This window comes from Streptomyces coacervatus, from assembly GCF_029223485.1.
Classification (GTDB): domain Bacteria; phylum Actinomycetota; class Actinomycetes; order Streptomycetales; family Streptomycetaceae; genus Streptomyces; species Streptomyces coacervatus.
In genome coordinates, this window is the sequence record NZ_JARHTP010000007.1 from 122,377 (window position 1) to 148,299 (window position 25,923).

The 25,923-nt window shown below is 69.7% G+C and carries 17 protein-coding genes; 6 read left to right on the top strand and 11 right to left on the bottom strand.

All coding sequences use genetic code 11. The annotated features are described in order from the left end of the window. Positions 1 to 45: 45 nt before the first annotated feature. Genes P2Q00_RS18760 through P2Q00_RS18800 form a run of 9 tightly spaced genes read right to left on the bottom strand, consistent with a single transcriptional unit; the run spans position 46 to position 10,284 of the window. Positions 46 to 843: an SDR family oxidoreductase gene (locus P2Q00_RS18760; protein WP_275773728.1), complete on the bottom strand. Its 798-nt coding sequence runs from the start codon at positions 841 to 843 to the stop codon at positions 46 to 48. Beyond that, complete coding sequence (locus tag P2Q00_RS18765; RefSeq protein ID WP_275773729.1) at positions 840 to 1,817, bottom strand: beta-ketoacyl synthase N-terminal-like domain-containing protein; 978 nt, start codon at positions 1,815 to 1,817, stop codon at positions 840 to 842. The genes P2Q00_RS18760 and P2Q00_RS18765 overlap by 4 nt, the downstream gene beginning before the upstream one ends. Next, entirely contained in the window at positions 1,814 to 3,031 is a 1,218-nt protein-coding gene (locus P2Q00_RS18770) for a beta-ketoacyl-[acyl-carrier-protein] synthase family protein (RefSeq protein ID WP_275773730.1), read from the bottom strand. The genes P2Q00_RS18765 and P2Q00_RS18770 overlap by 4 nt, the downstream gene beginning before the upstream one ends. After that, complete coding sequence (locus tag P2Q00_RS18775) at positions 3,028 to 3,996, bottom strand: beta-ketoacyl synthase N-terminal-like domain-containing protein (RefSeq protein ID WP_275773731.1); 969 nt, start codon at positions 3,994 to 3,996, stop codon at positions 3,028 to 3,030. Before P2Q00_RS18775 ends, P2Q00_RS18770 begins: the two co-directional genes overlap by 4 nt. Continuing rightward, complete coding sequence (locus P2Q00_RS18780) at positions 3,993 to 5,132, bottom strand: beta-ketoacyl-[acyl-carrier-protein] synthase family protein (protein ID WP_275773732.1); 1,140 nt, start codon at positions 5,130 to 5,132, stop codon at positions 3,993 to 3,995. The genes P2Q00_RS18775 and P2Q00_RS18780 overlap by 4 nt, the downstream gene beginning before the upstream one ends. Further along, a complete protein-coding gene (locus P2Q00_RS18785) occupies positions 5,129 to 6,658 on the bottom strand; it encodes an AMP-binding protein (protein ID WP_275773733.1) in 1,530 nt (509 codons plus the stop codon). Before P2Q00_RS18785 ends, P2Q00_RS18780 begins: the two co-directional genes overlap by 4 nt. Next, entirely contained in the window at positions 6,612 to 8,786 is a 2,175-nt protein-coding gene (locus tag P2Q00_RS18790; protein ID WP_275773734.1) for a beta-ketoacyl-[acyl-carrier-protein] synthase family protein, read from the bottom strand. Before P2Q00_RS18790 ends, P2Q00_RS18785 begins: the two co-directional genes overlap by 47 nt. Next, a complete protein-coding gene (locus tag P2Q00_RS18795) occupies positions 8,786 to 9,034 on the bottom strand; it encodes an acyl carrier protein (protein WP_275774019.1) in 249 nt (82 codons plus the stop codon). The genes P2Q00_RS18790 and P2Q00_RS18795 overlap by 1 nt, the downstream gene beginning before the upstream one ends. After that, positions 9,034 to 10,284, bottom strand: coding sequence for a 3-deoxy-7-phosphoheptulonate synthase (locus P2Q00_RS18800; RefSeq protein WP_275773735.1), 1,251 nt, complete (start codon positions 10,282 to 10,284; stop codon positions 9,034 to 9,036). The genes P2Q00_RS18795 and P2Q00_RS18800 overlap by 1 nt, the downstream gene beginning before the upstream one ends. 336 nt (positions 10,285 to 10,620) lie before the next feature. Between P2Q00_RS18800 and P2Q00_RS18805 the strand changes: the two genes are divergently transcribed. Continuing rightward, positions 10,621 to 12,522: an anthranilate synthase family protein gene (locus tag P2Q00_RS18805; protein WP_275773736.1), complete on the top strand. Its 1,902-nt coding sequence runs from the start codon at positions 10,621 to 10,623 to the stop codon at positions 12,520 to 12,522. A gap of 12 nt (positions 12,523 to 12,534) precedes the next feature. Here the strand turns inward: P2Q00_RS18805 and P2Q00_RS18810 are convergent, their stop codons facing one another. After that, on the bottom strand, positions 12,535 to 13,137 hold the full coding sequence (locus P2Q00_RS18810) for a Uma2 family endonuclease (protein WP_275773737.1): 603 nt from the start codon (positions 13,135 to 13,137) through the stop codon (positions 12,535 to 12,537). A gap of 234 nt (positions 13,138 to 13,371) precedes the next feature. On the opposite strand from P2Q00_RS18810, the gene P2Q00_RS18815 reads away from it, so the two are divergent. Both P2Q00_RS18815 and P2Q00_RS18820 read left to right on the top strand, forming a co-directional pair. Then, the gene (locus P2Q00_RS18815; protein ID WP_275774020.1) at positions 13,372 to 14,448 is read left to right on the top strand and encodes a lytic polysaccharide monooxygenase auxiliary activity family 9 protein; all 1,077 of its coding nucleotides are present in this window, start codon (positions 13,372 to 13,374) and stop codon (positions 14,446 to 14,448) included. A gap of 371 nt (positions 14,449 to 14,819) precedes the next feature. Then, positions 14,820 to 18,092 (top strand): GH92 family glycosyl hydrolase, encoded by a 3,273-nt coding sequence (locus P2Q00_RS18820; protein WP_275773738.1) that lies wholly within the window; start codon positions 14,820 to 14,822, stop codon positions 18,090 to 18,092. 161 nt (positions 18,093 to 18,253) lie between these two features. Here the strand turns inward: P2Q00_RS18820 and P2Q00_RS18825 are convergent, their stop codons facing one another. Further along, positions 18,254 to 22,057 (bottom strand): GH92 family glycosyl hydrolase, encoded by a 3,804-nt coding sequence (locus tag P2Q00_RS18825; RefSeq protein ID WP_275773739.1) that lies wholly within the window; start codon positions 22,055 to 22,057, stop codon positions 18,254 to 18,256. A gap of 365 nt (positions 22,058 to 22,422) precedes the next feature. On the opposite strand from P2Q00_RS18825, the gene ngcE reads away from it, so the two are divergent. From ngcE to P2Q00_RS18840, 3 genes are read left to right on the top strand one after another with little or no spacing between them, the layout of a single operon-like run. Beyond that, positions 22,423 to 23,877 carry an N-acetylglucosamine/diacetylchitobiose ABC transporter substrate-binding protein gene (gene ngcE, locus P2Q00_RS18830; protein WP_275773740.1) on the top strand — a complete coding sequence of 485 codons (1,455 nt, stop codon included), beginning with the start codon at positions 22,423 to 22,425 and terminating at the stop codon, positions 23,875 to 23,877. 56 nt (positions 23,878 to 23,933) lie between these two features. Further along, positions 23,934 to 24,860 carry a carbohydrate ABC transporter permease gene (locus tag P2Q00_RS18835; RefSeq protein WP_275773741.1) on the top strand — a complete coding sequence of 309 codons (927 nt, stop codon included), beginning with the start codon at positions 23,934 to 23,936 and terminating at the stop codon, positions 24,858 to 24,860. Between the two features lie 4 nt (positions 24,861 to 24,864). After that, positions 24,865 to 25,788 carry a carbohydrate ABC transporter permease gene (locus tag P2Q00_RS18840; protein ID WP_275773742.1) on the top strand — a complete coding sequence of 308 codons (924 nt, stop codon included), beginning with the start codon at positions 24,865 to 24,867 and terminating at the stop codon, positions 25,786 to 25,788. Positions 25,789 to 25,923 lie beyond the last annotated feature (135 nt).

Below are 25,923 nucleotides of genomic sequence, written 5' to 3' on the forward strand. Positions count from 1 at the left end.
GGAAGTGTTCTCAGAACAGGGAGGGTTGGTCAGACGGAGGGTCGGTCAGGCGGTGAGGAGTTCGCCGCCGTCGACGCCGATGACATTGCCGGTGAGCCAGGACGATGTGCTCATCGACAGCAGGACGATCGCCTCGGCGACGTCCTCCGGCTCGGTCAGCCGGCGGTGCGGGTTGCGGGCGCGGCACTGGTCGGCGTAGGCGGCACTGCCCGGGATCTTCTCCAGGGCCGGCGTCAGGGTGGTGCCCGCGCGCAGCGCGTTCACGGCGACGCCGCGCGGGGCCAGTTCGACGGCCAGCTGGCGCAGATGCGCCTCCAGGGCCGCCTTGGCCGCCGAGACCGCGCCGTAGCTGTTCAGGACCTGCGTGCTGCCCGCGCTGGTCATGCCGTAGATCTTCGCCCCGCGGGTCAGGAGCCCGGCCGCGATCAGGTCCTGGGTCCAGTACACGAGGCTGTGGGCCATCACGTCGACGGTCATCGCCATCTGCCGCGGCGAGATGGTCCCCTGGTCCTGTTCGTCGGGGACGAAGGGCAGCAGTGAGCCGAACGCGAGGGAGTGCAGGACGATGCGCACTCCTTGCATGCCGGCGAGTTCGGCGGCCCTGGAGACCACCTCGGAACGGGTCGAGGCGCTGGCCGCGTTGAGGTTGAAGAAGTGGACGGACGCGCCGAGGTCGCGCAGCTCGTCGGCGAACTTCGCCGCGGCCTCGGCCCCGTCGGAGGTGTCGAAGTGGACCCCGATGACGTTTCCGCCGCGCTCCGCGAGGGCGCGGGCGGTGGCCCGGCCGAAACCGCTGGACACACCGAGGATGAGGGACCAGGATCCCTGGATCTCCGTGATCATTGCCAACTCCCGTGCTGCTGAGGGTGGTTGTGGGGAAGGGTGGTGAGGCGGGCGAAGGCCACATTGCCCTCGGCCGCGGCGGTGACGACGACGTGTTCCGGACCGTCGTCACCGGTGGCGAGCCGGGCGACCAGGTGCCGCATCGGCGAGAGGCAGCCGGCACCGGCCGGGGTGATCGAGACCGTCCCTGCCTTGCCGGCCAGCCAGTCCGCCACGGCCCGGCCCGTGGCCGAGTCGTCGAGGACCGCGTCCACATGGCGGGGGAGCGGACCGTCGGCGGTCAGCGCCGCCCAGGCATCGTCGAGCGCGTCGGCGGGGGCGGCGCCGGGTGCCAGGAAGGCGTTCCGGATACGGCAACTGCCGTACGCAGAGGGGTTGTTGATCCCTTCGGCGCTCGGCGCGCAGACCAGGGCGACCGCGCCGATGTCGCTGCCGTCGGCGCCCGGCTCGGGTCTCGGCAGCTCGTCCTCGGTCGCGCCCACGACCAGGACGTCCGCCCTGCCCCGGGCCAGCGCGCGAGCGCCCGCCTGGAGTGCGTCGAAGCCCGCGGTGCGGGGCGAGTTGGTGGTGAGGGTGAAGCCGTGGACGGTGTGTTCCACGGCGAGCCGGGACGCGAACAGGCTCATCGCGAAGTACGGCGCGGTGATCGGAGTGATCGCGTCCGCGCCCTCCTCCAGGATGCTGCGGTCCTGCTCCTCCATCAGCGCCATACCGGCGTTGTTGGTGCCGACGACGACCCCGCGCCGCTCGGCGGGAACCGCGTCCGGAGCGTCCCCCGCGTCGTCGAGGGCGCTTCGGGTGGCGGCCAGCAGGTACTGGCAGGCCGTCGGCAGCCGCCGGTAGCCGCGTCCGGTCAGCGCGGTCACCACGTCGAACCAGCCGGGTGCGGGCGCGGCCGTCACCGTCCGGGCGTCGGCCGGCTTGTCGGCGCCGGGCAGGACGACACCGAGTCCGAGTACGTCGAGGCTGATCATGGGGCTCCTTCCGGACCGGTCAGTACGAGCGAGACGTTGTTCCCGCCGAACGCGTAGGCGTTGACGAGTACGGCCTGCTCCGACAGGGGCACGGGCTCCTGCTGCGGCAGCCGCACCGGGCACTCGGGGTCCTGCTCGTCCAGGGGCGCGTTCGCGGGAACCCGCCGGTGGTGCACCAGCAGCGCGGCCGTCAGAGCGCCGAAGGCGCCGGCGACCCCCGCGGTGTGCCCGATCAGGCCCTTGAGGCTGAACAGCGGCAGCCCGTCACAGCGGTCCTCGAACACCTCGCGCAGCACGCGCGCCTCCACGGCGTCGTTGAGCGGGGTGCCCGTGCCGTGCGGGACGACCGCGCCGATGTCCTCGCGGCTCAGACCGGCCTCGTCGAGCGCCTGACGGATGCTCCGCAGGGCCTGGCCACCGCTGGGGTCGGGCGCCGTCGGATGGTGTGCGTCGCAGCTCCACGCGGCGCCCGCCAGCTCGGCGTACGCGGTGGCTCCCCGGCGCGCGGCGTGCTCCGCCGATTCGAGTACGAGCATGGCGGCGCCGTCCCCGAACAGCGTGCCCTGCCGGTGCAGATCGAACGGGCGGCACCGCTCGGGATCCAGCGCCCCCAGCCGGTTGAAGACACCCATGCCGACCCGGGTGACGCCCTCCGCGCCGCCGGTGAGGACGACGTCGGCCTCGCCGCCGCGGATCATGTCGGCGGCGACCGCGACGGCGTAACCACTGGCCGCGCAGGCGTTGCCGACGCTGACATTGCCGCCGCCGGCCCCGAGCGCCGCGCCGACCGCGGCCGCGGTGAGCGTCATCGGGGACCAGGTGGCGCCCTCGGCGGCGGATGCGACACCGGCCCGGCGGCTCTCGTGCCACCCCGCGTTACCCATCTCGACGCCCAGGACGACCGCAAGGCGGGCCCGTGTACGGGTGTCGAGCCCGGCGTCGGCGACGGCCTCCCGGGCGGCGGCCACCGCCATCCGGGGACCGGCCGCCAGGGTCGAGCCGGCCAGCCTGGAAGGCTCCGCGGGTACCTCGTCCTGCGGCACCAGATACATCAGCCGGTTGGCCATCCGGGCGTCCGGGTCCGGGATCGGCGCGGGGGTGCCGCCGCCGGCCAGCAGACCCGCCCAGAAGGCGTCAACTCCCGTACCCAGACAGGAGATCGAGCCCATGCCGGTCACCACGACCCGCCGCCCGTCGTCGCGTCCCGCGGTCATGGCGCCGCACCGATGCCGGTGAGCAGCAGCGCCGCCGCGGCGTCGTCCGCCGGGGCACCGCCGCTGGTGGTCAGGACCGAGCCGGAGCCGCCCCGGCCGAGGTGGGCGACGCCCGCCGCGCACTGCAGCACGCCCAGCGCTCCCGAGCAGTGGCCGAGCCGGGCCGTGAGATCCAGCGACGGCACGGCGCCGGTGTCCGGGGCCGCGTCCGACGGGGTCTCCTCGGCGGTGAGCCACAGCCCGACGGGCGGTGCGTCCGCCTTTCGGACCTCGGCGACGGCGGTCCGCAGATCCGAGGCCCGGGCCACCTCGGCCAGTGCCGCGAGCGGCCGGGCCGACCGGGCCCGGGCATGCGTGGCCGACTCGACGACCAGGGCCGCCGCGCCGTCCAGCACCGTCCGCTCCGAGGCCTCCGAAAGCAGGCGGGCGACCGGTTCGGTGTCCGGTTCCACACCGATCACGACGGCCACCTCGGCCCGCCGGACCGCGATCAGGTTCCGCGCCCAGTACAGGGCGTCGGTGCCGCTCGTCGGGCCGTTGCACACGGTGACGTTCGGTCCGCGCATGCCGTAGCGGATGGCGATCCAGCCGGCGATCACATTGCTGGAGGTGTGCGGAAGCCCCAGCGGGCTCAGCCCGGTGACGGTCTGTTCGGCGATGATGTCGGCGAAGTCGCAGACGCTGTCGAGGTTTCCGTAGTTGGTGCTGACCACGACGGCGGTGGCCGACGCGGATCCTGCGTACGCCCCGTCGTCCGAGAGCAGACCGGCGTCCCGCAGCGCGGGTTCGGCGGCCCGCAGCGCGAGCCGTGAGGCACGGTCCTTGTGCCGCATCTCCCGGCCCTTCAGCCCGGTGGCGGGGTCGAACCCGCCACCACCCGAAGGCGGTTCGAGCAGATCCGGCGCCCCGTCGAGGCCCGGGACGGCGAGCCCCACACCCGTGATCACGGCGGTCTCGGGCGTCATGACGCTCCCTTCTCCAGTACGGCCACCGCGTTGATCCCGCCGAAGCCGAAGGCGTTGACCTGCGCGGTGGACAGTTCGGCGGTGGCCGCCCCGCCGCGCACCAGCCGCAGCCCGGACGCCTCCTCGATCGGGTTCTCCAGCCCGAGGACCGGCGGTACGACACCGCGGTGCAGCGCGAGGGCGGCCATGACGAGACTCAGCAGACCGCTGCCGCCCAGGGTGTGACCGGTCATCGACTTGATGGCCGTCAGCAGCGGATCGGCGCCCGTGCCGGCGAACACCCGGGACAGCGCGGTCGCTTCGGCGGCGTCGTTGAGCTGGGTGCCGCTGCCGTGCAGCATCACCAGGTCGATGTCGTCGGCCCGTACATGCGCCCGCCGGTAGGCGTCCTCGACGGCCGCGGCGATGGTGACGGGGTCGGGCGCGGTGGGATGGCTCGCGTCGCAGTTCATGCTGACCCCGCGCAGCACGGCGTGCGTCCCGCCGGGCCGGGCCCCCGACCGCTGTACGACCACGGCGACGGCTCCCTCGCCCATGAGCATGCCGTTGCGTGCCCGGTCGAACGGGCGCAGCGCCAGGGGCGATTCGTTCTGCACCCGGTCCAGCACCCCGTAGGCGCTCTCGGTGATCGAGTCGGCGCCCGCCACCACGACCGTGTCGGCCAGACCCAGTTCGATCATGTCGGTGGCCATGCCGAGCGCATACAGCGTCGCCGCGCACGCGTTGGCGAAGGTGTACGTCCGTGCCGTCCCGAACCGTTCGCGCAGCGCGGTCCCGAAGTGCAGGTCGGACGGGGCGAGTTGGGTCTTCTGCCGCCACCACAGCTCGGCCGAGCGCTGCTCGCGCAGGGTCGTGCCGACCAGCACGGGGACCGCGTCCGCCTGCTCGTCGAGTCCGGCGTCGGCCAGGGCCTGCGCCACCGCCGTCTGAAGCCACCCGGTCGCGCGCAGCGGCCGGTCCTGCCCGGGGCCGTCGCGGTCGTCGATCTCGTAGGCGTGCCGGGCGCGGTAGTTGTCGACGTCGAAGGCGCGCAGCTCGGCAAGGCCGCTGCGGCCCGCGCAGAGCGAGTCGAAGATGTCGTACGGGTTCTGGCCGATCGCGGCGACGGCTCCGATGCCCGTGATGTCCCAGCTCATCGGCGGCCCGCCGATGCACGCAGCTGGTGCCGGGCCAGCTTGCCGGTGGAGGTGACGGGCAGCGCGTCGATCACCTCGATGCGGGAGGGCCGTTTGAACAGGGCGAGTTGCCGGCGTATCGACGTCAGGACGGCTTTGCGTACGACGGCGTGGTCGGCCCCGGCCACCGGTACGGCGTAGACGACGGCCTGTTCGAGGCCGTTCTCGTCGGTGGCGGCGACCACGGCGCACTCGGCGACCTGCTCGGTCTCCCGGACCACAGCTTCGATCTCCGCCGGCGCGACCTTGTATCCGCCCAGGTTCAGCACGTCGTCGGCGCGGCACAGGTGCCAGATGTCGCCCTGCTCCGTACGCCGGACGATGTCACTGGTGAAGGCGCCGCCCTCGGCGAAGGTCCGACGCGTCGCCTCGGGCCGGTTGAGGTAGCCGAGGGCGACCGAGAAGCCCGCGATGTGCAGCCGGCCCTCGGTCCCGTCGGGCACCGTGACCCCGTTGTCGTCCCGGACCGTCACCTCGGTGCCCGGGACCGCGCGGCCGGTGGCGCCGGGCACGATCGCGTCCGGCGGGGTCGCCACGACGATGTGCAGGGCCTCGGTGGCGCCCAGCCCGTTGACCAGCGGCACCCCGAAGGTGCTCGTGATGCGCTCGTGCAGGTGCTCGGGGCAGTGCTCGCCCGCGGTGACGGCGAGCCGTACGGAGGCGAACCCCTGGGTTCCGTGGCTCGCGGCGAGGGCCAGCAGCGCCGCGTACATCCGGGGCACCGAGAAGAACACCGTCGGGCGGTGCCGCCGTAGGGCACTGGCGACGACATGGGCGTCCACGCTGCCGCGCAGCAGCACGGTCCGGGCGCCGGCCGCCAGCGGGAGCAGCACCGAGTTGCCGAAGCCGTAGCCGAAGGACAGCTTCGCGGTGGACAGGACGGTGTCGTCCCTCCGGATGTTCAGCAGGCTGCCGATTCCGGAGAGGACCGCCTCGATGCCCGTCGCGGAGTGCAGAACACCCTTCGGCGAGCCCGTGCTGCCCGAGGTGTACTGCACCAGCGCCGCACGGTCCGTCGGCCACTGGGCCGGCGCGAGCGCCGCCTCCGGCCGGTGCACGCCCGTCCGGTCACCGGCCGTGAACACGGCCCTGACCTCGTCCCCCGTGGTGCGGGTGAGGGAGGGGAACTCCTTCTCCAGCGCCTGCTGTTTGGCCGTAGGGGCGTCGAGGTGCGCGAAGCCGGCCTCGCAGTCCGCCGCCATGAAGCGGATCTCGGCGTCCGACAGGACAGGGCTCACCGGTACCGGCACACAGCCGCTCCACCACAGCCCGAGGATCACGGCCACCGTCGCCACCGAGTCGTCGGCGACCACCAGAGCACGGGTGCCGGGCGCCACGCCCAGTTCCCGGAGCGCACCGGCGTAGCCGCGCGCCGCGTCGTGCAGAGCCGTGTAGGTGACCTCGCCGACGTCGGGGTCCACGTAGCAGACCCGTTCTCCTTCACCGGCCGCGAGGTGCGTGCCCAGCAGCCGTTCGATCAGATCCATTACCGACTTCCCCTTTGCCAGATGACTTCTGCGAGATGACTTCGATGGCGACGGCATTGCCGGCCCCGACGGCCAGCACGAGGACACGAGGATTCGCCGCCCCGCCACGACGGGCCGTCATGGCGGCCGCGGCCGCCAGCGCCGCGAATCCGCCCGCCGCGCCGAGGTCCCCCCAGCGCGACTCCACGTCCAGACAGGGAGCGCCGCACAGCCGGGACACCAGCGCCGCGAGGGCGGGGGCGCCGGGGCCCGCGGCGAGGACCACCCGGCGGGGCGGACCGGTCATGCGGTCCAGGCAGTCGCCGATGAACGGGGCCGGGTCGTCGCCGACGCGGGCCCGGTGCAGCAGCCGTACAGCGGTGCCCGCGTCGCCACCCTGGTCCCGCTCCAGTACGACGCAGGCCGCGCCCCCCGACTGGTCGGCCCCGCCGGAACGCAAGGCCGAACCACCCACCAACACCCGTGCGCACTGGTCTTGTTGGAGCATCCGCACGGCTTCGGCCACGGCGTGCGCGCCCGCGTCCCGTGCACCCGTGAGGTTCAGGTACGGCCCCTCGAAGCCGAACCGCACGGAGACCGCCGTGACCGGTCCGGTGAACGCGGAGCGTGCTGCGCGGCGCGGTGAGACGCGGGTGGGGCCCAGCGCGGGGATGTCGGCGCAGGTCTGCGCGAATTCCTGTTGGCCTGCGGTGGAGCCGGCCCAGACCGTGCCGGTTTGTGAGCCTGACGGCACGTCTTTGCCGCGCAGTGCGTCGGTGACGGCGGCCAGGGCGTGCTGCGTCTCGTCGTCGGGGCGGGGACCCTTCGGGTCGGGGTGTGCGGGGATCAGGTGGACGCCCAGTCCGGTGATCCGCACGGCGGGGGCGTGATTGGTCGTCGTTCGTCCGCGGGCCGGTGGGGGCTTGTCGCGCAGTTCCCCGCGCCCCTTCAGGGCGTCCACCTCCGTCCGGCTCAATAGCAGCGCGGACACTCCGCCACCCAGGCCGAAGGCCACGCTCGCCACGGTGTCGACGGGGGTCGTGCGGCCCAGTGGCCCGACGAGGTCGATGTCCGCGCACGCGGGGTCCGGCCGTCGCAGTGTGGCGTTGCCCGGGATCCTTCCGGCGGCCAAGGCCTTTACGGCCACGACCGTCTCCAGTGCTGCGGCGGCGCCCTGGGTGTGGCCGAGGGATCCTTTGAGGGACGACACGACGGGGCGGCGGCCGGGGGTGCCCAGGGCCGTGGCGATCGCCCGTGCCTCGACGCCGTCGCTCGCCGGGGTACCCGTGCCGTGGGCACACACCCAGTCCACCTGGTCGGCGGTGCGTCCGGCGTCCTTCAGACAGGTGGTCAGCGCCTCGATGAGGGCGTCACCGGTCGGCCGGGGCTGCGTCAGATGGAAGGCGTCCGCGGCGGACGCGTGCCCGAGCAGCACGGCGCGGGCCCGGCCGCCCCGGGCGGCGCAGTGCTCCGCGCTCTCCAGGACCACCACACCGGCCCCTTCGGACGGCAGCATGCCGCGCCGGTCGGCGTCGAAGGGGCGCGCCACGTCCGGGGCGAGCGCCCGCAGGGCGGTGAACATGGCGAAGACCTCCTGCGACAACTCCTCCGCCCCGCCGCAGACCGCCACGTCGACCTCGCCGGCCGCGATCGCGGCGGCACCGCGGGCGACGGCGTCCCCGCCCACCGAGCAGCCCGAGGCGAGCAGCACCATGGGACCGTCGACGCTCACGACCGCGGGCACCAGGTCCAACAGGCGCTCCGGCTCGGTCCATTCGGTACCGAGGGGTGTCAACCCCGTGTCGTCCAGCCCGCGTTCGAGCAGCGGGCGCGTGCCCATGACGGTGCCGACGAAGACCCCGGTACGGCCGGATACCCGACCGGGCACGAGCGCCGCGTCCTGGACCGCCTCGGCCGTCGCGGCGGCGAGATGGCGGGCCGCGCGCGAAGGGTGCCGCGGGACCAGACGGTCGAGCTCCGGCAGGCAGGACGAGGGGACTTCACCGGCGTTCCGCGCCGGGTAACGGGACGTGTCGAACCGCGTCACCGGACCGGTCGCCACACGGCCGCCGGACACCGCCTCCCACAGCGGGGCGCTCCCGATGCCCGCCGGGGAGACGGCGCCGACGCCGGTGACCACGGGTGCCATCAGCCCACCACACCCTTGGCACGCAGAAGAGTCAGCGCGGCCGAGACACTGCTCAGGGCCGCACCGTCCTCGGCCTCGACACTCACGCCGAACTCCCGCTCGATCCGCACGGCGATCTCCACCTTCTCCAAGGAGTCGGCTGCCAGATCGTCGTAGAAAAGCGAATCGACCTGGATTTCCGCCATATCGATCTCGAGAACCTCGGCCACGATTTCCCGCAGCCGGTCGGCGGCGACATGGGTCTGCATCACAGGCACGCGACGGATTCCTCTCGTTCCTCTTGATCGTCTCGATTCCATGATTCGGTGACGGCCAGCGCCTGCCGCATGTTCAAGCGGGGGTCGCACAGAGTGGTGTACGGCCCGTCGCAGTAATCGAGTTGCGATGCGTCCGGCAGGCATTCGGCGACGTAATCCGAAGTGGCTTCCAGGTGAAGACCACCCGGATGCAGACCCAGATCACCGAGCACTTCCCGGAATTCCCGGACCTCCTGTGTGACGGACGACACGAGGCGTGTTTTACGGCCGTTCGTGGCCCGCACCGTATTGCCGTGCATGGGATCGCACAGCCAGACGACGGGGTGGCCCGCGGACCGCACCCGGGCGGCGAGCCGGGGGAGGTGCCCCGCCGCCCGGCCCGCCCCCATCCGTGCGATCAGAGTGAGCCTGCCGGGCTGCCGGGCCGGGTCCAGCACCTCGCACAGCCGCAGCAGTTCGTCCTCCGTCATTCCGGGCCCCACCTTGCAGGCCACCGGGTTGTTGACCGCCGCCAGCAGGCGCACATGCGCGCCGTCCGGCCGGCGGGTCCGGTCCCCGATCCAGGGCCAGTGCGTGGAGGTGAGGACCAGTCCGCCGTCCGTGTCGCGGCGCAGCTGCGGCACCTCGTAGTCGAGGACAAGGGCCTCGTGGCTCGTCCACACCGGCGCGCCGAAGCCGTCCTGCTGCTTGCGCAGAAACGCTGTCGCGACGCCGGCCGCCTCGTGGCAGGCCAGCAGTCGCAGGGGGTCCGGCCTGCGGCTTTCCGCCGTGGCCTGCGGTCCGTTGACGAGATGCCCGCGGTAGACGGGCAGTTCGGTGCCCGCCACCCGCTCCGTGGGGCTCGACCGGGGCTTGCCGAACTGGCCGGCGATACGGCCGACCCGGATCACCGGCAGACCGGTACCGACGCGCATCACGCCGGCCAGGGCGTCGAGCAGCCCGACCTTGCGGGTCAGCGGGCCCGGCGCGCAGTCCGCCGGGTCCTCGGCGCAGTCCCCGGCCTGGATGACCTGGCGCCGCCCCTCGGCCACCTCGCCGAGCAGCAGCCGCAGCGCCTCGGTCTCGTCCGCGTCGATGAGTTCGGGGAGCGTTGCGAGATCCCTGGTGACTTCGGCGAGAAGCCAGTCGTCGGGCCAGTCGGGCTGTTGCAGAGCCGGCAGCGACCGCCACGAGGTGATTTCGTGCTCGGACAGCCTGGCGTGCGATTCGGTGAGACCGGTCCAGCTTATGGCGACGTTCATGAGGCAACGGACCTTGTCGAATCCCCGCGCAGCAAAATCAAGGTTTCTCCATTGAGTCGTCGTAGTCGTCGTAGTCGTCGGAATCGTCGGTCGGCTGTCGAATCAGCGACGTTTCCGCCCCGGATCGAAGCGGTGGACGAGTTCCGACTGTAGTCCGGTGCGCGGTGGTTGAGGCTACTCATGTGAGCAGCCCAGATTCGTTGACACGGCTGCTCGCCCCCCTCTTCCTTACTCAAGTGAGTAGTGGTGGGCGGACCGGCCATGCTGCCAGAATCGTCGGAACAAGGGGCAGAGCCGATCATCACCCGTTCCGTCGAATTCCGATTGGAAGCCATAGTGAGCGAATTTGATATTGCGCGCCTCGACACCCTGTTCACCCCCGAAGCACCCCCGTTCGCCCTGCTGCACCGCCCCTTTTCGGCCGGGCACGACCGGGTGGAGATCCTCGTGGGCGACTGCACCGAGGTGCCGACCCTCGCGGAGCTTCCGCTGCCGGAGGCCCCGGCAGGGCCGGGGCACGAGCTGGTCGTACTCGTCCCCTACCGGCAGATAGCCGAGCGCGGCTTCGCCCACCGGGACGACGACGCGCCCTTACTGGCCATGACGGTCCGCGAACAGAGCACGGTGGATGCCCGCACCCTCCTGGAGCGGATTCCGGACCGTCCGCTGCAACTGCGGGACGAGGCCTTCGACTTGGACGACGAGGCGTACAAATCCGTGGTCCGCACGATCCTCGACGAGGAGATCGGCCGGGGCGAGGGCGCGAACTTCGTCATCAAGAGGTCGTTCACGGCCACCGTCGACGGCCCTCCGACGGACGCCGCACTCACCGTGTTCCGCCGGCTGCTCGCACACGAGTCGGGGGCCTACTGGACCTTCCTCGTCCACACGGGCACCCGCACGCTCGTGGGCGCCACCCCGGAACGGCATGCCGGCCTGCAGGCCGGGACCGTGATGATGAACCCGATCAGCGGGACGTACCGTCATCCGCCGGCCGGACCCACCGTGCCGGACGTCCTGCGCTTTCTGGCCGACCCCAAGGAGACCGACGAGCTCTACATGGTGGTCGACGAGGAACTCAAGATGATGGCGCGGATCTGCGAGCCCGGAGTCCGGGTCGTCGGCCCCCACCTCAAGGAGATGACCCGTCTCACGCACACCGAGTACCTGCTGACCGGCCGGAGTTCACGAGACGTCCGCGACATCCTTCGGGAGACGATGTTCGTACCGACGGTGACCGGCAGTCCGCTGGAGAACGCCTGCCGGGTCATCAAACGCCACGAGGCCGAAGGGCGCGGCTACTACAGCGGAGTGCTCGCCGTCGTCGGCCGCGACGACTCCGGTGCACGGCAGCTCGACTCGTCCCTGCTCATCCGCACCGCGGACATCTCGGCCGACGGCGGGCTGCGGATCGGCGTCGGAGCAACACTGGTCCGCCACTCGGACCCGGACTCCGAGGTCGCCGAGACCCACGCCAAGACGGCCGCCCTGCTGGACGCCGCGCGCGGCACGCACACACCTGCCGGACACCATGCCGACGGCGCCCCCGCGATCGCCCAACACCCGGAGATCCGCAAGGCGTTGGCCCAGCGCAACCGCACACTGTCCCGGTTCTGGCTGGAGCCTCCGGGCGCGGTCGAGTACCACCGGGAGGACTTGGCCGGCCACAGCGTGCTGGTGGTGGACGCCGAGGACACCTTCACCGCCATGCTCGGCCACCAACTGCGCGCCCTCGGACTGCTCGTCACCGTCCGACGCTTCGACGAGCCGTACGAGACGGACGACTTCGACCTCGTCGTCATCGGCCCCGGACCCGGCGACCCACGCGACCGCGAGGCCCCCAAGATCGCCGCACTGAGCCGTACCGTGCACAGGCTGATCGAGGAACATCGCCCCTTCCTGGCGGTCTGCCTCGGACACCAGGTGCTGTGCCGCGAACTGGGCCTGGAACTCATCCGCAAGAACCCGCCCAACCAGGGCCTGCAGCAGGAGATCGACCTGTTCGGCCGCCGCACCCGAGTCGGCTACTACAACACCTTCGCCGCCCTCTGTGCCGACGACCGCTTCGGGGACATCGAGGTCTGCCGCGACCGGCAGAGCGGCGAGATCCACGCCCTGCGCGGCCCCCGCCTGCGCTCGCTGCAGTTCCACCCGGAGTCCCTGCTGACCGAGGAGGGCGTGTCGATCCTCGGCGACGAACTGACGGCACTGCTGCCGGCGGCCGTGCCGGTCCGTTGAACAGACGGCCGGTCAGAATCCGACGAGCGCCTCAAGATCGATCTCGACGGGGTACGGCACCTCGGTGACGAGTTTGTCGTGGTGCACGGGATGCATCGGGGCGGGGATGTACGAGCGGGTGTCCGCGTTGAGCAAGTACTCGTGCACCGCGAGCTTCCGATCCCGGCCGAGTTCTACGCGCCAGTAGTACGGGACCCCGGTGGCGGCGAAGAGGGTCGGCTTGCGCACCCGGTCGTGCTGCCGGGACCCGGGCGAGACGACCTCCACGACCAGGGCGAGATTCTTCACCGGAACGTACTCGGCCTTGAAGAAGTTCATTCCCCGAGGATCGAAAACGATCACGTCGGGAACGGGGATGTTCCGGTCGTCGACCATGACGCGCTGTCCGGTCACCACTCCGTACGGATCGGTCCGCGCGTTCCTCAGAGCCCCCAGCAGGTCGCCCCGCACGTGGTTGTGCCAGACCTTCGTCTCCCCAGTCGCCGCGATCACTCCGTCCACGAGCTTCCAGTCGAACGGCAGCTCAAGGTGCTTGACCTGGTCGAAGGTCCAGCCGTCGGCCGACGGGAACATCCAGGTGTCCTCGGTGGCTTGTCGACGCTGCGGCGCGGTCATCCCTTTCCCCATGGACATCAATGTGGAGAACACCGCACAGCGTGGTCCACTGCGCCCCCGTTTACAACCGACCCAACCGGCGCTACCTTCCCCCACACACGGGGTGGGAGCGCTCCCATACGGCGACGGACCGGAACCCGCCGCCCTCGGGTCGCCCCCACCCCGCTCGCCTCCGCACACCCGCATCCGTACGGCCGTAGCTGAAGGAATGTATCTGTCATGATCCTGACAAGGATGCGCCGACCGGCGCGCCGATTAACGCCCCCAACCACGCCGCCAACCACGCCCCCCACCAGAGCCCTCTTCCTCATCCTCGTCTCCCTCCCGGCCTTCGCCCTCGTCATCACGGCAGGCGGCAGGGCCGAGGCCCACGGCACCCCCATGAAACCCGGCAGCCGTACCTTCCTCTGCTGGCAGGACGGTCTCACCAGCACCGGGGAGATCAAGCCGGTCAACCCCGCCTGCAAGGCGGCCCAGCAGGTCAGCGGGACAACGCCGTTCTACAACTGGTTCTCCGTGCTGCGCTCCGACGGCGCCGGCCGCACCCGCGGCTTCGTCCCGGACGGCGAGCTGTGCAGCGGCGGCAACCCCAACTTCACGGGCTTCAACCTTCCCCGCAACGACTGGCCGCTCACCCATCTCACCTCGGGCGCGACCGTCGACTTCTCCTACAACGCGTGGGCGGCGCACCCGGGTTGGTTCTACGTCTACATCACCAAGGACGGCTTCGACCCGACGAAACCTCTCACCTGGGACGACATCGAGGACAAGCCCTTCCTCACCGTCGACCACCCGCCCCTCAACGGCACCCCGGGCACGGTCGAGGCCAACTACTCCTGGACCGGCAAGCTTCCCGACAACAAGTCCGGGCGGCACATCATCTACATGGTGTGGCAGCGCTCGGACAGCGCGGAGACCTTCTACTCCTGCTCCGACGTCGTCTTCGACGGCGGCAACGGCGAGGTGACGGGCATCCATGACCCGGGCAACCCGACCGACCCCGTACCGGGCAAGTGCGAGGCCACCCGCAGGACCACCAACAGCTGGAGCGGCGGCTATCAGTCCGAGGTGACCGTCACCAACACCGGCGACGTCCCCATGCTGGGCTGGATGGTCGACTGGACACTGCCGGGCGGCCAGAAGGTCGACAGTCTGTGGAACGGCAACCCGACCTACAACGGCCAGGACGTGATGGTCCACAACGCCGACTGGAACGGCTCGCTGGATCCGGGGAAGAGCACGACCTTCGGATACGTCGTCACGGGCGACGGCGGTGACGCCGCGACCGGCCTCCCCTGCCAGGTCGGCTGACGGCCGGTGAACACCCTCTGAACCGCCGCTCGGGGCGGACCCGGTGGCACGGTGGGCCGGTCCACCGGGTCCGCGAGCCGGCTCAGGCCGGGGGAGTACCTGTCCGGGTGGGGCTGGCTTGTGATGCTGCTGGCTTGTGGCGACGTTGCGATGCGGGACAACGTTGTCGAATGGTCTGTACATGACTCTATCGCGTCAACCGACAACGCTGTCAAACCAGTTGACCGCCCGGGCGCACCCGTGCGGGTGTCCCTCCCGCGCGCCCCGGCCCCCGTAGGCACTCTTCCGTGGTACGCGTGTCGCACGCTACTGTCCCTGCGGCTTGTGCGACCCGTGGTGCGCGACCCGTCCGAAGGAGGAGGGGCCGCGTCATGCGTTTCCGTCCTACGTCCCTGCTGCTGGCCGCCGTTCTCACGGTAGGCGGCGCCACTCCCGCCCTCGCGGCGACCGCCGCCCCACCGGATCTCGTCCGGGACCCGACCTCGTACGTCGACCCGCTCATCGGCACCAGGAACGGCGGCAATGTCTTCCCGGGCGCCGTCACCCCGTTCGGCATGCTCTCCTGGAGCCCGGAGAACACCAGAGGCGACGCCACCCGCACGGCCGCGCCCGGCGGCTACCAGTACGACGCCACCCGCATCCGCGGTTTCAGCCTCACCCATATGTCCGGCACCGGCTGCGCGGGCGGCAGCGGTGACATCCCGTTCTTCCCGTACGCCGGTGAGGTCACCTCGTCACCCGCGAGCGACACCAAGGACGCCGTGTACGCGTCCGACTTCAGCCACGCCGACGAGACCGCGGAGCCCGGCCACTACAAGGTAGGTCTCGCCTCCGGAGTCACCGCCGACCTCACGGCGACGGCCCGGACGGGCTCCGGCCGCTTCACCTTCCCGGCCGACAAGCCCGCCTTCCTCCTCATCCGCACCGCCAACTCCGAGGTGGGCTCCACCGATTCGACCGTCCACATCGACCCGGCGACCCGCACCGTCTCCGGCTCCGTCACTTCCGGCGACTTCTGCGGCTACCTCGACCCCGAGGGCCAACGCCCTTACTACACCCTCTACTTCACCGCCCGCTTCGACCGCGCCTTCAAGGCCACCGGCACCTGGCAGGACGACACGCTCAGCCCCGGGTCCCTCGACGGGTCGGGCGGCACCGGAGGCTTCTCAGGCGGCGGGCGGCCCGTCGCCGGCAAGGGCGCCGGCGGCTATGTCGAGTTCGAGCCCGGCGCCGACCCCGTCAACGTCAAGGTCGGCATCTCCTATGTGAGCCAGTCGGGCGCCGAGGCCAACCTCGCCGCCGAGAACCCGCCGTACCGCTCCTTCGACGCCGTGCAGGACGCCGCCCGCCGCGCCTGGCGCCACCGCCTCGGCGCCGTCCGGATCGGCGGCGGCACCGACGCCGAGCGCACCACCTTCTACTCCGCGCTCTACCACGCCCTCCTCCACCCGAACGTCATCAGCGACGCCGACCGCAGATACCGCGGCAGCGACGGCAAGGTGCACGCAGTCGCGCACGGCCATCAGGCCCAGTACGGCACCTTCTCCGGCTGGGACGTCTACCGGGACCAGGTACAGCTGCTGACCCTCCTCAACCCACGCACGGGCTCCGACATCGCGCAGTCCCTGTATGAACTCGCCCGGCAGAACGGCGGGGTCTGGGACCGCTGGCTGCACGGCGCAAGCGGCACCCACGTCATGAACGGCGACCCCTCGCCGACCGCCCTGGCCGGCATCCGCGCCTTCGGCGGCACGGACTTCGACCTGCACGGTGCGCTGGACTCGCTGATGAAGGCGGCCACCGTACCCACCGAACAGGACCTGTCGTCGGCCGGGAAACCCGTGCTGTCCGTCGGCCAACGACCCTCCCTCGACAAGTACTTGAAACTGCACTACATGCCGTCCGTCTCCAACGCCTGGGGCGGCGCGGCCGAAACCCTGGAGATGTCCGGCGCCGACTTCTCCCTCTCCCAACTCGCCACCGCAGCAGGGGAGAAGGAGACGGCAGCCGCCTTCGCCCGCCGCTCCCAGTGGTGGCAGAACAACTTCAACATCGCCGCCGACCCGACCGGCGGCTACATCGCGGGCCGCAAGGCCGACGGCAGCTGGGTCACCGGCTTCACCCCGTCGACCGGCAACGGCTTCGTCGAGGGCACGGCCGCCCAGTACACCTGGATGGTGCAGCACAACCCGGCCGGCCTGTTCGCGGCGATGGGCGGCCAGGACAAGGCGCTCGCCCGCCTCGACACCTTCTTCCACAACAGCGACGGCAGCTGGTCCTTCACCGGCAGCGGCGGCGACAAGTCCGAACTGGACAACGAGCCGTCGATCAACGTGCCCTACCTGTACGACTATGCGGGCGCCCCGTACAAGACGCAGGAAACGGTGCGTGCGGCGATGCGGCAGCTGTGGTCCACCGACCCCGCGGGCATCCCCGGCAACGACGACCTCGGCGCGATGTCCTCCTGGTATGTCTTCTCCGCGCTCGGCATGTACCCCCAGGTCCCGTCCCGCGCCGAACTCACCCTCGCCTCACCGCTGTTCTCGCGCATCGAGATCGACCGCCCGCACGGCAACGACATCTCCATCCGGGCGGAGGGAGCCGCCGTCGACGCCCCGTACATCAACTCCCTGGACGTCAACGGCCGTACCAGCGACCGACCTTGGCTCCCGGCGTCCTTCGTACGGGACGGCGGCACGCTCGACTACACGCTCTCCGGCACGCCGGACAAGGAGTGGGGCAGCGCCCCCTCCGACGCCCCGCCCTCCTTCCGCGAGGGCGAGCAGCCGTACCAGATCGGCGTCGGCCCGACCACGGCGACGATCGCGCCGGGCGGGAGCGCGAAGGTCGGCATCCGTGCGCTGTCGATGAGCGGGGGCGCGGGGCCCGAGGTGCGGTTCAAGGTCGAGGCGCCCGAGGGAATCACTGCAACTCCCCCCGGCGGCAATGTTGTTGACGGCTCACAGGAAATCGTCCTCGACGCGGCCAAGGACCTGCAACAGGGCTTCTACGACATCAAGGTCACCGTGACCTCGGGCGACACCTCGTACGAGCAACCGGTCGCCCTCACCGTCGCCGCCCCCGGCACCCTCCTCGCCGCCTACGACAACACCGGCATGTCCGACGACGCAGGCGACCATGACGAAGCCGACTACGACGGCGGCGGCTGGAGCTACTCCCGTCAGGCCCTCGCGGCGGCCGGCCTCACACCGGGCGGGCAGGGCACGGCCGACGGGCTGACCTTCAGCTGGCCGGACTCGCCGAGCGCCCGTCCGGACAATGTGTCGGCGGACGGCCAGACCGTCGAACTCACCGGCTCTGCAAGCAAGTTGTCCTTCATCGGCAGCGCGGTCAACGGCAACCAGCAGACCAAGGCCATCGTCACCTACACCGACGGCACCACCGACACCATCGACCTCTCCTTCACCGACTGGACCGTCGGCGGAGGCGCCGGGACCGTCCAGTACGGCAACGAGGTCATCGCCAGGACCGCGTACCGGAATGTCGCGGGCGCGGACAAGGACCCGGTGGCGACATACATCTTCGCCACCAAGCCGTTCGCGGCGCCGGAGGGGAAGACGATCGCGCGCGTGAAGCTGCCGGAGAACACAGATCTGCACGTGTTCACCCTCGCGACCGGCTGACCTCCAACACGTCCTGAGACCAGCCGAGCCTTCGAGAAGTCCTGGCCGGTCAGCTCCAGTACGAGACCGAACGGCCCAGGGGCCGCGTCACTCTCGACGCGGCCCCCGAACCGTTCACAGGCCCTTGCCACTTCCTCGCAGGTGACCCCCAACTCGGCTGCTCAGGCCAGCAGTTCGACCTCCGACACGACCGCCTCGCCGTCCAGCACCAGGCGGTACTTCCCGTACGTACCCGGGGACCCCACGGTGAACGCCCGTGTCTGCCGGTCCCACTGGAAGGACTGCCCGGACCGCTGGTCCAGCGTCTTCCAGGTGGCCCCGTCGTCGTCCGAGCCCTGGAGGGTCCAGCCGGTCGGCGCCCTGGTGTGGTCGGTGGACGAAGTGAGCGTGTATTGCAGGCCCTTGACCGGTCCGGGGACCGGCAGGTCCACGCTCGTCACGGTCGCGTCCGTCGCCGAGGTGTTGTCGAACAGCGCACCGTCACCCTTCAGCACGTCCGCACGGGGCGTCGGCACCTTGTCGTCCTGGGTGATGGAGACCGGGGCGTCGTCCTTCCCCGAGCCCCACGACGAGGGCTTCGGGCCCATGTCGAACTCCAGGACCCCGCCCTTGGCCAGCAGCGAGTGGGGGAGTGAAGTCGACGTCCAGGTACGGCCGTTCACCTTCAGGCCCTGTACGTACACGTTCGTCGCGCTGTTCTTCGGCGCCTTCACGACCAGGTCCTGGCCGTTCTCCAGATGCACCGTCGCCTTCTTGAACAGCGGGGAGCCGATCGTGTATTCGCCGCTGCCCATCACCAGCGGGTAGAAGCCGAGCGCCGAGAACAGGTACCAACCCGACTGCTCGCCGTTGTCCTCATCACCGTGGTAGCCCTGCCCGATCTCGCTGCCCACATAGAGCCGGGAGAGGATCTCGCGGACCGCAGCCTGTGTCTTCCAGGGCTGCCCGGCCGCGTCATAGAGGTAAGGGATGTGGTGCGCGGGCTGGTTGGACTGCCCGAGCATGCCCATACGGGTGTCGCGGGCCTCGATCATCTCGTGGATGATCCCGCCGTACGAGCCCACGAACTGCGGCTCGGCCGTCTCCGGGGTCGAGAAGAACCGGTCGAGCTTGGTCGCCAGGGCGTCCCGTCCGCCGTACTCGTTGGCGAGGCCCCTGGTGTCCTGCGGGACCGTGAAGGCGTAGCCCCAGCCGTTGCTCTCCGTGTAGTCGTAGCCCCACACCCGCGGGTCGTACTTCGAGGCGTCAAGGCGCCAGTCGCCCTTGTCGTCCCGGCCCTGGAAGAAGCCGGCCTGCTTGTCGAAGAGCCGGACGTAGTCCTGGGCGCGGTTGAGGAAGTACTCGGACTCCTCCTGGTACCTCTTCTCGCCCGTCTTCCGGTAGAGGGCCCGGCCCATCTGTGCGATGCCGTAGTCGTTGTTGTAACCGTCCATCGCCCACGAGAAGCCCTCGTTCGTGGACGTGGTGGTGTAGCCGAGGAACGGCGAGGTGGCCATGCCCTTGCGGCCCACGCCCGACATCGGCGGCACGACCGTCGCGTTCTTCACGGCCGCGTCGTACGCCGCCTTCGCGTCGAAGTTCACGCCCTTGACGTACGCGTCCGCGAAGGCCACGTCCGACGAGGTGCCGGTCATCAGATCGGCATAGCCCGGGGAGGACCAGCGCGAGGTCCAGCCGCCGTCCTTGTACTGCTGCACGAACCCGTCGACCATTTCGCCCGCCTGACTGGGCGTCAGCAGCGAGTACGCCGGCCAGGTGGTCCGATAGGTGTCCCAGAAGCCGTTGTTGACGTACACCTTGCCGTCCACGATCTTCGCACCGGTGTGGGTCGGGGTGTCCGGCCCGGGCATCGGCGAGAACGGGGACGCGTACTGGTACGTCGAACCCACCTTCTCGAAGCCGGAGTTGGGGTACAGGTACAGCCGGTACATGCTGGAGTACAGCGTGGTCAGCTGGTCCGGCGTCGCGCCCTCCACCTCGACCTTGCCGAGCAGCCTGTCCCAGGTGCGCTGGGCGTCGTGCTTCACCTTGTCGAAGGAGGTGCCGTCCGGGATCTCCTGACGCAGGTTGTCCTTGGCCTGGTCGATGCTGATGAGCGAGGTGGCGAGGCGGAGCGTGACCGTGTGGTCGTCGCCCGCGTCGAAGCGCAGATAGCCCTTGACGCCGCTCGACGAGCCGTCCGTCACGGGCTTGTCGAAGACGCCGTAGACGAAGAGCCGGGTCGCGCCCGCCGACAGTCCGGACTTCACATCCGAGTAGCCGGTGACGATCCCGTTGTCCTTGTCGAGCGTGAGCCCCGCCTGCTCCGTCACGTTGTCGAAGATCACGCTCGCGTCGTCGCCGGGGTAGGTGAAGCGGAGCTCCGCCGCATGGTCCGTCGGGGCCATCTCGGCCTTCAGACCGTTCTCGAACCGCACCCCGTAGTAGTACGGCCGCGCAATCTCGTTCTCGTGCCGGAACGCCAGCTCCCGGGCCTCCCGCCCGGTGTCCGGCGCACCGGACGCGGCGGACGGCATCACCTGGAAGGTCTGCCGGTCACCCATCCATGGGCTTGGCTCATGACTGGCACTGAACGCCTGGATCGTCGGCAGGTTGTCGTCGTTGTTCGCACGTGCGTAGTCGTAGAGCCAGCTCAGCGAGTTCGCGTTCGTCACCGGCGTCCAGAAGTTGAAGCCGTGCGGCATGGCGGTCGCCGGGAAGTTGTTGCCGCGCGAGAAGCCGCCGCTGGAGTTGGTGCCGCGGGTGGTGAGCGCGTAGTCGGAGAGATGCGCCTTCGGCCTCTGAGGCGCCACCGGCTTCAGAGCGATGTCGTCCAGCCAGCCCCGGAACTTCGCCGGTCCCTTCGGGGAGTCGTACCCGACGAGGATCCGGTCGACGGTCCTGCCCGCGGCGACCGACCCGATCTGCGAGACCACGTTGTTCCACTGGTTGGTGTAGAGGATCTTGGCGGCGCCCTGTCCCTGCGGCGACAGCGTGAACCCGTGCTGGTCGGTCGCGCCCAGATCGCTCAGGTAGGTGCCGTCCGTGAAGGCCAGATCCACCGACACGTTGGTGGCGTCGTAGTCGCGGTCGCCGTCCGCCATCGACGGATAGATCCGGTACGACAGCTGGGTGTCGCGGCCGACGGCCACATTCACGTCGAAGATTTTGTTGTACGAGTACGCCCGCCCGCCGGCCGTGTGCCGTCCGGCGTAACGCAGGGCTCTCTTTCCGGTGAACCCTGCGGCCGCCTTCGCGGTCGGCGAACCGCTCGGGCCGCGGTCGACGAGCGACAGCATGTCCTGGGGGACCGGGCCGCCGCTGCCGCCCGTGGAGAGCTGCAGATCGGCGAGCTGGAGGAGGTCGGCGCCGTGGTTCTTCGTGATGTCGAGCCGGAAGTGCTCGTACTCGGCCGGCTCGGCGAGGTCGTACGACTTGGTCTGGAACCGCTCGGAGAAGGACTCGCCGGAGCGGGAGTCGACGGTCTTCCAGTCCTTGCCGTCGGTGGAGCCCTGGAGCGTCCAGTCCTGGGGGTCGCGCCCGTCCTCGTCGTTGGCCGAGGTGAGAGCGTACGTCACGATCTTGACCGGCCTGTCGAGGTCGAACTCGACCCAGCCGGTGGGCGCGAAGGTCAGCCACTTGGTGCCGGCCTCGCCGTCGACGAGGTTCTCCTTCACCTCGCCGCCGCCCGTGTTCTCGGCGCTGGCGCGGACGTCCGTGACATGGTCGTTGACGTTGCCCGGGATGCCGCTGCTGTAGCCGCCGTCGACGCCCGAGGCCCGTTTGGTGCCGTCCGGTGCGCTGTCGACGGTGTTGAGCCAGTCGGGCGCCGGATCGCCCGCCTCGAAGGAGGAGGCGAACTCCCGGTCGGCCTTGGACGGCGCGTCGGGCAGGGCGACCGCGGCCCCCTGCGAGCTCACCGCCATGACAAAGGCGGCCGTGATCACGACCGCCGGACCCCATCTGTGCCGAGCTCTGTGCCGCATACGCCAGCACCCTCCCTGCGCATTGGACAACGTTGTCAGCTAGGACGCGCAAGGACCAGTAGTGGGTCAAGTGGTCAGTGATGTCAAGGGCGTTGGCTGTGGCATTCGGGGCGTATGTCGCGGATTTTTCCGGCCAGGTAGCCACAGGCGGCTCATATTTCCGCGAGGTCTCAACTCGGATAAGACCATTGGCCAACCTTGCATTCGATCTTGCTCCGTTGGCGGGAAGTGGACTATACCTGTCGGCGATTCACCCGATCCGTTCTTCACGATCCGCACTTCCTGCACGACCCTGCTGACCTGACCGCGGTGCCGGGGAGGATCCGGTTCACCGCCTGAGTCCTGGAGAAGGCGAGGACTTGAGCATGGGATCCACTTCCGCCGAGAACAACGGCAGCGCGGGTGTCGGCCGCCGCGATCTGATCAAGCGGTCCGCTGCGCTCGGACTGATCTCCGTACCCACGATGAGCTTTCTGTCGGCCTGCGCCAGCAGCGGCGGCGGCGACAGCACGAGCAAGGCCAAGGCGGGCAAGAAGACCGCCAAGAACCCGCTGGGCGTGAACGACACCGCGGGCATGGAGTTCGTCCTGTTCGACGGCGGCTTCGGCAAGGAGTACGCCCAGGACGCCGTCAAGATCTACCAGACGAACTTCCCCAAGGTGAAGGTGAAGTTCTCCGCCACCCAGAAGATCCAGTCCACGCTCCAGCCCCGCTTCAACCAGGGCACCCCGCCGGACCTCATCGACAACTCCGGCGCCGAGCAGATGGACATGGGCGTCCTGGTCGGCAAGAAGCAGCTCGCCGACCTCACCCCGCTGCTCGACGCCCCGTCCTACGACGACCCGAGCAAGAAGGTCCGCGACACGCTGCGCCCCGGCATCGTGGAGATGGGCCAGTTCGACGGCAACCCGGTCTGGATCATGTACTACGCCTACACGGTGTACGGCGTCTGGTACTCGCAGAAGGCCCTGGACTCGCTCGACGCGCAGTACCCCAAGACCTGGGACGAGATGCTCGCCGTCTGCGAGAAGGCCAAGAAGAAGGGCATCGCGGGCTGGACATACGCGGGCAAGTACCCGTACTACATCCCCTTCTCGCTGTACCCGATGATCGGCAAGGTCGGCGGCCGCGAGGTCCTCGACGCCATCGACAACCTGGAGCCCAACGCCTGGAAGCACCCGGCCGTCAAGGCCTGTTTCGAGGCCTACTACGAGCTCTACAAGAAGGGCTACATCCTCAAGGGCACCCCCGGCCTCGACCACATCCAGTCGCAGACCGCATGGGCCAAGGGCAAGGCGCTGTTCATCCCGAACGGCTCCTGGGTGGAGAACGAGTCGGCCAACGTCATCCCGGCCGACTTCAACCTCGCGGTTTCCGCGCCCACCGGCATCGACAGCTCCGACAAGATGCCCTTCGGCACCATCTGGGCCTCCGGCGGCGAGCCGTTCATCGTCCCGGCCAAGGCGGCGAACCCCGAGGGCGGCATGGAGCAGCTGCGCATCATGCTCAGCGAGGCCTCCTCGAAGAACTTCACCACCAAGGTCAAGTCGCTGACCGCCTTCAACGGCGGCACCAGCGGGATCTCCCTGACCCCGGGCCTCAAGTCCGGTGTCGCCGCGCTGAAGCTGGCCGGGGACAACGTGCTGAACCCGCGGCTCCAGGACTGGTATGTACAGCTGCAGAAGGAGCAGATTGGTGTGGCGGGCCTCGGCGAGATGATGGCCGGCCGGTCCACCCCGGCCGAAGCCATCAAGAAGATCCAGGGCTTCGCCGACGCGGCCGCCAAGGACACGTCGATCAAGCACTACAAGCACCAGTGAGGGTCCGTCACCAGCGGCAGCACTCGGCACCGGCCCGGAGATCGGGGTAGGTAGTAATGCAGCACGGCAAGTACCGGTTCATCGTGGGGTTTCTCGCGCTGCCCCTGGGGCTGTACGCGCTTTTCGTCGTCTGGCCGTTCATCCAGTCCATCTACTACTCGTTCACGGACTGGACCGGCCTGAGCCCCGAATTCAAGATGGTCGGCTTCGACAACTACAAAAGGATGCTCGACGACGAGATCTTCTGGAAGTCGTTGCAGCACAGCCTGCTGTTCGCGTTGGTGCTGCCGGTGGTGACGATCAGTCTGGCGTTGTTCTTCGCCTTCATGATCAATGTGGGCGGGCGGAGAAGACGGGGCGGCCCGGTGATTTCCGGCGTCCGCGGTTCGTCGTTCTACAAAATCGTCTATTTCTTCCCGCAGGTGCTGTCGATCGCGATCGTCGCCCTGCTGTTCGCCTTCGCGTACAACCCGGACAGCGGAGCGATCAACTCGCTGCTGCGCGGGATCGGGCTCGGCAGCGTCCAGCCGCTCTGGCTGGGCGACCCGAGCCTGGCCCTGTGGTGTGTGATGGCGGTGCTCGTCTGGTCCACGGTCGGCTTCTTCGTGGTCCTCTTCTCCGCCGGCATGGCCTCCATCCCGGCGGACCTCTACGAGGCCGCGCTGCTGGACGGCGCGAACCGCGTCTCCACGTTCTTCCGGATCACCCTGCCGCTGCTGTGGGACACCGTGCAGTCCGGCTGGGTCTACATGGGCATCCTCGCCCTCGGCGCCGAGTCGTTCGCGGTCGTGCAGATCATGACGACCGGGCCCGGCGGTCCCGACTACTCGACCACCGTCATGGTCCTGTACGTGTACCAGAAGGCGTTCCGTGACGGACAGGCCGCCTACGCGACCACCATCGGCGTCGCCCTGCTCGTCGTCACGCTGCTCTTCGCGGCGGTCGTGATGCGGCTGGGCCGGCGCGAGCGGCTGGAGTACTGAGCAGATGAAGACGACAGAGACCTCCGCCCCCGTGCCGGCCGAGTCCGGCGCCTCCGTCAGCAAGGTCGACATGCCGACCGATGCGCCCGCAAAGCAGAAGAAGGAAGGAAACGTCCTCAACGTCTTCTCCCACGGCATGCTCGTGCTGTGGGCGTTCATGGTCGTCATGCCGCTGCTGTGGGCGGTGATGACGTCCTTCAAGGACGACAGCTCCATCTTCAGCTCGCCCTGGGCACTGCCGGACAAACTGCACTTCGAGAACTGGGCGCGGGCCTGGACCGACGCCAATATGAGCGACTACTTCCTCAACACCATTCTGGTGGTGGGCGGTTCACTCATCGGCACCCTGGCGCTCGGCTCGATGGCGGCATACGTGCTCGCCCGGTTCGACTTCCCGGGCAACCGCTTCATCTACTTCCTCTTCATCGGCGGCATGAGCTTCCCGATCATGCTGGCGCTGGTCCCGTTGTTCTATGTCGTGAACAACATGGGCCTCCTGAACACCATCCACGGCCTGATCCTGGTCTACATCGCCTACTCGCTGCCGTTCACGGTCTTCTTCCTGACCGCGTTCTTCCGGACCCTGCCGACCTCGGTCGCGGAGGCGGCCTTCGTCGACGGGGCCTCGCACTCCCGGACGTTCTTCCAGATCATGCTGCCGATGGCCAAGCCCGGCCTGATCAGCGTGGGGATCTTCAACTTCCTCGGGCAGTGGAACCAGTACATGCTGCCGACGGTGCTCAACACCGACCCGGACAAGCGCGTGCTCACCCAGGGCCTGGTGCAGCTGGCGGCCAGCCAGGGGTACAAGGGCGACTGGTCCGGGCTCTTCGCCGGCCTGGTGATGGCGATGCTGCCGGTGCTGGCGGCGTACATCGTCTTCCAGCGGCAGGTGGTGCAGGGGCTGACGGCGGGGGCGCTGAAGTAGCGACCCGCGCCCGATTCCGCGCGCCGTTCCCGGGTCCCGGGGGCGGCGCGCCCCCATGTGTCCGAGGACGTGTGCAACGACCCGGAAACGGTTCAACCTCTTGACGGGAGGCGACCCGAACGGCTCAGCTTAGAG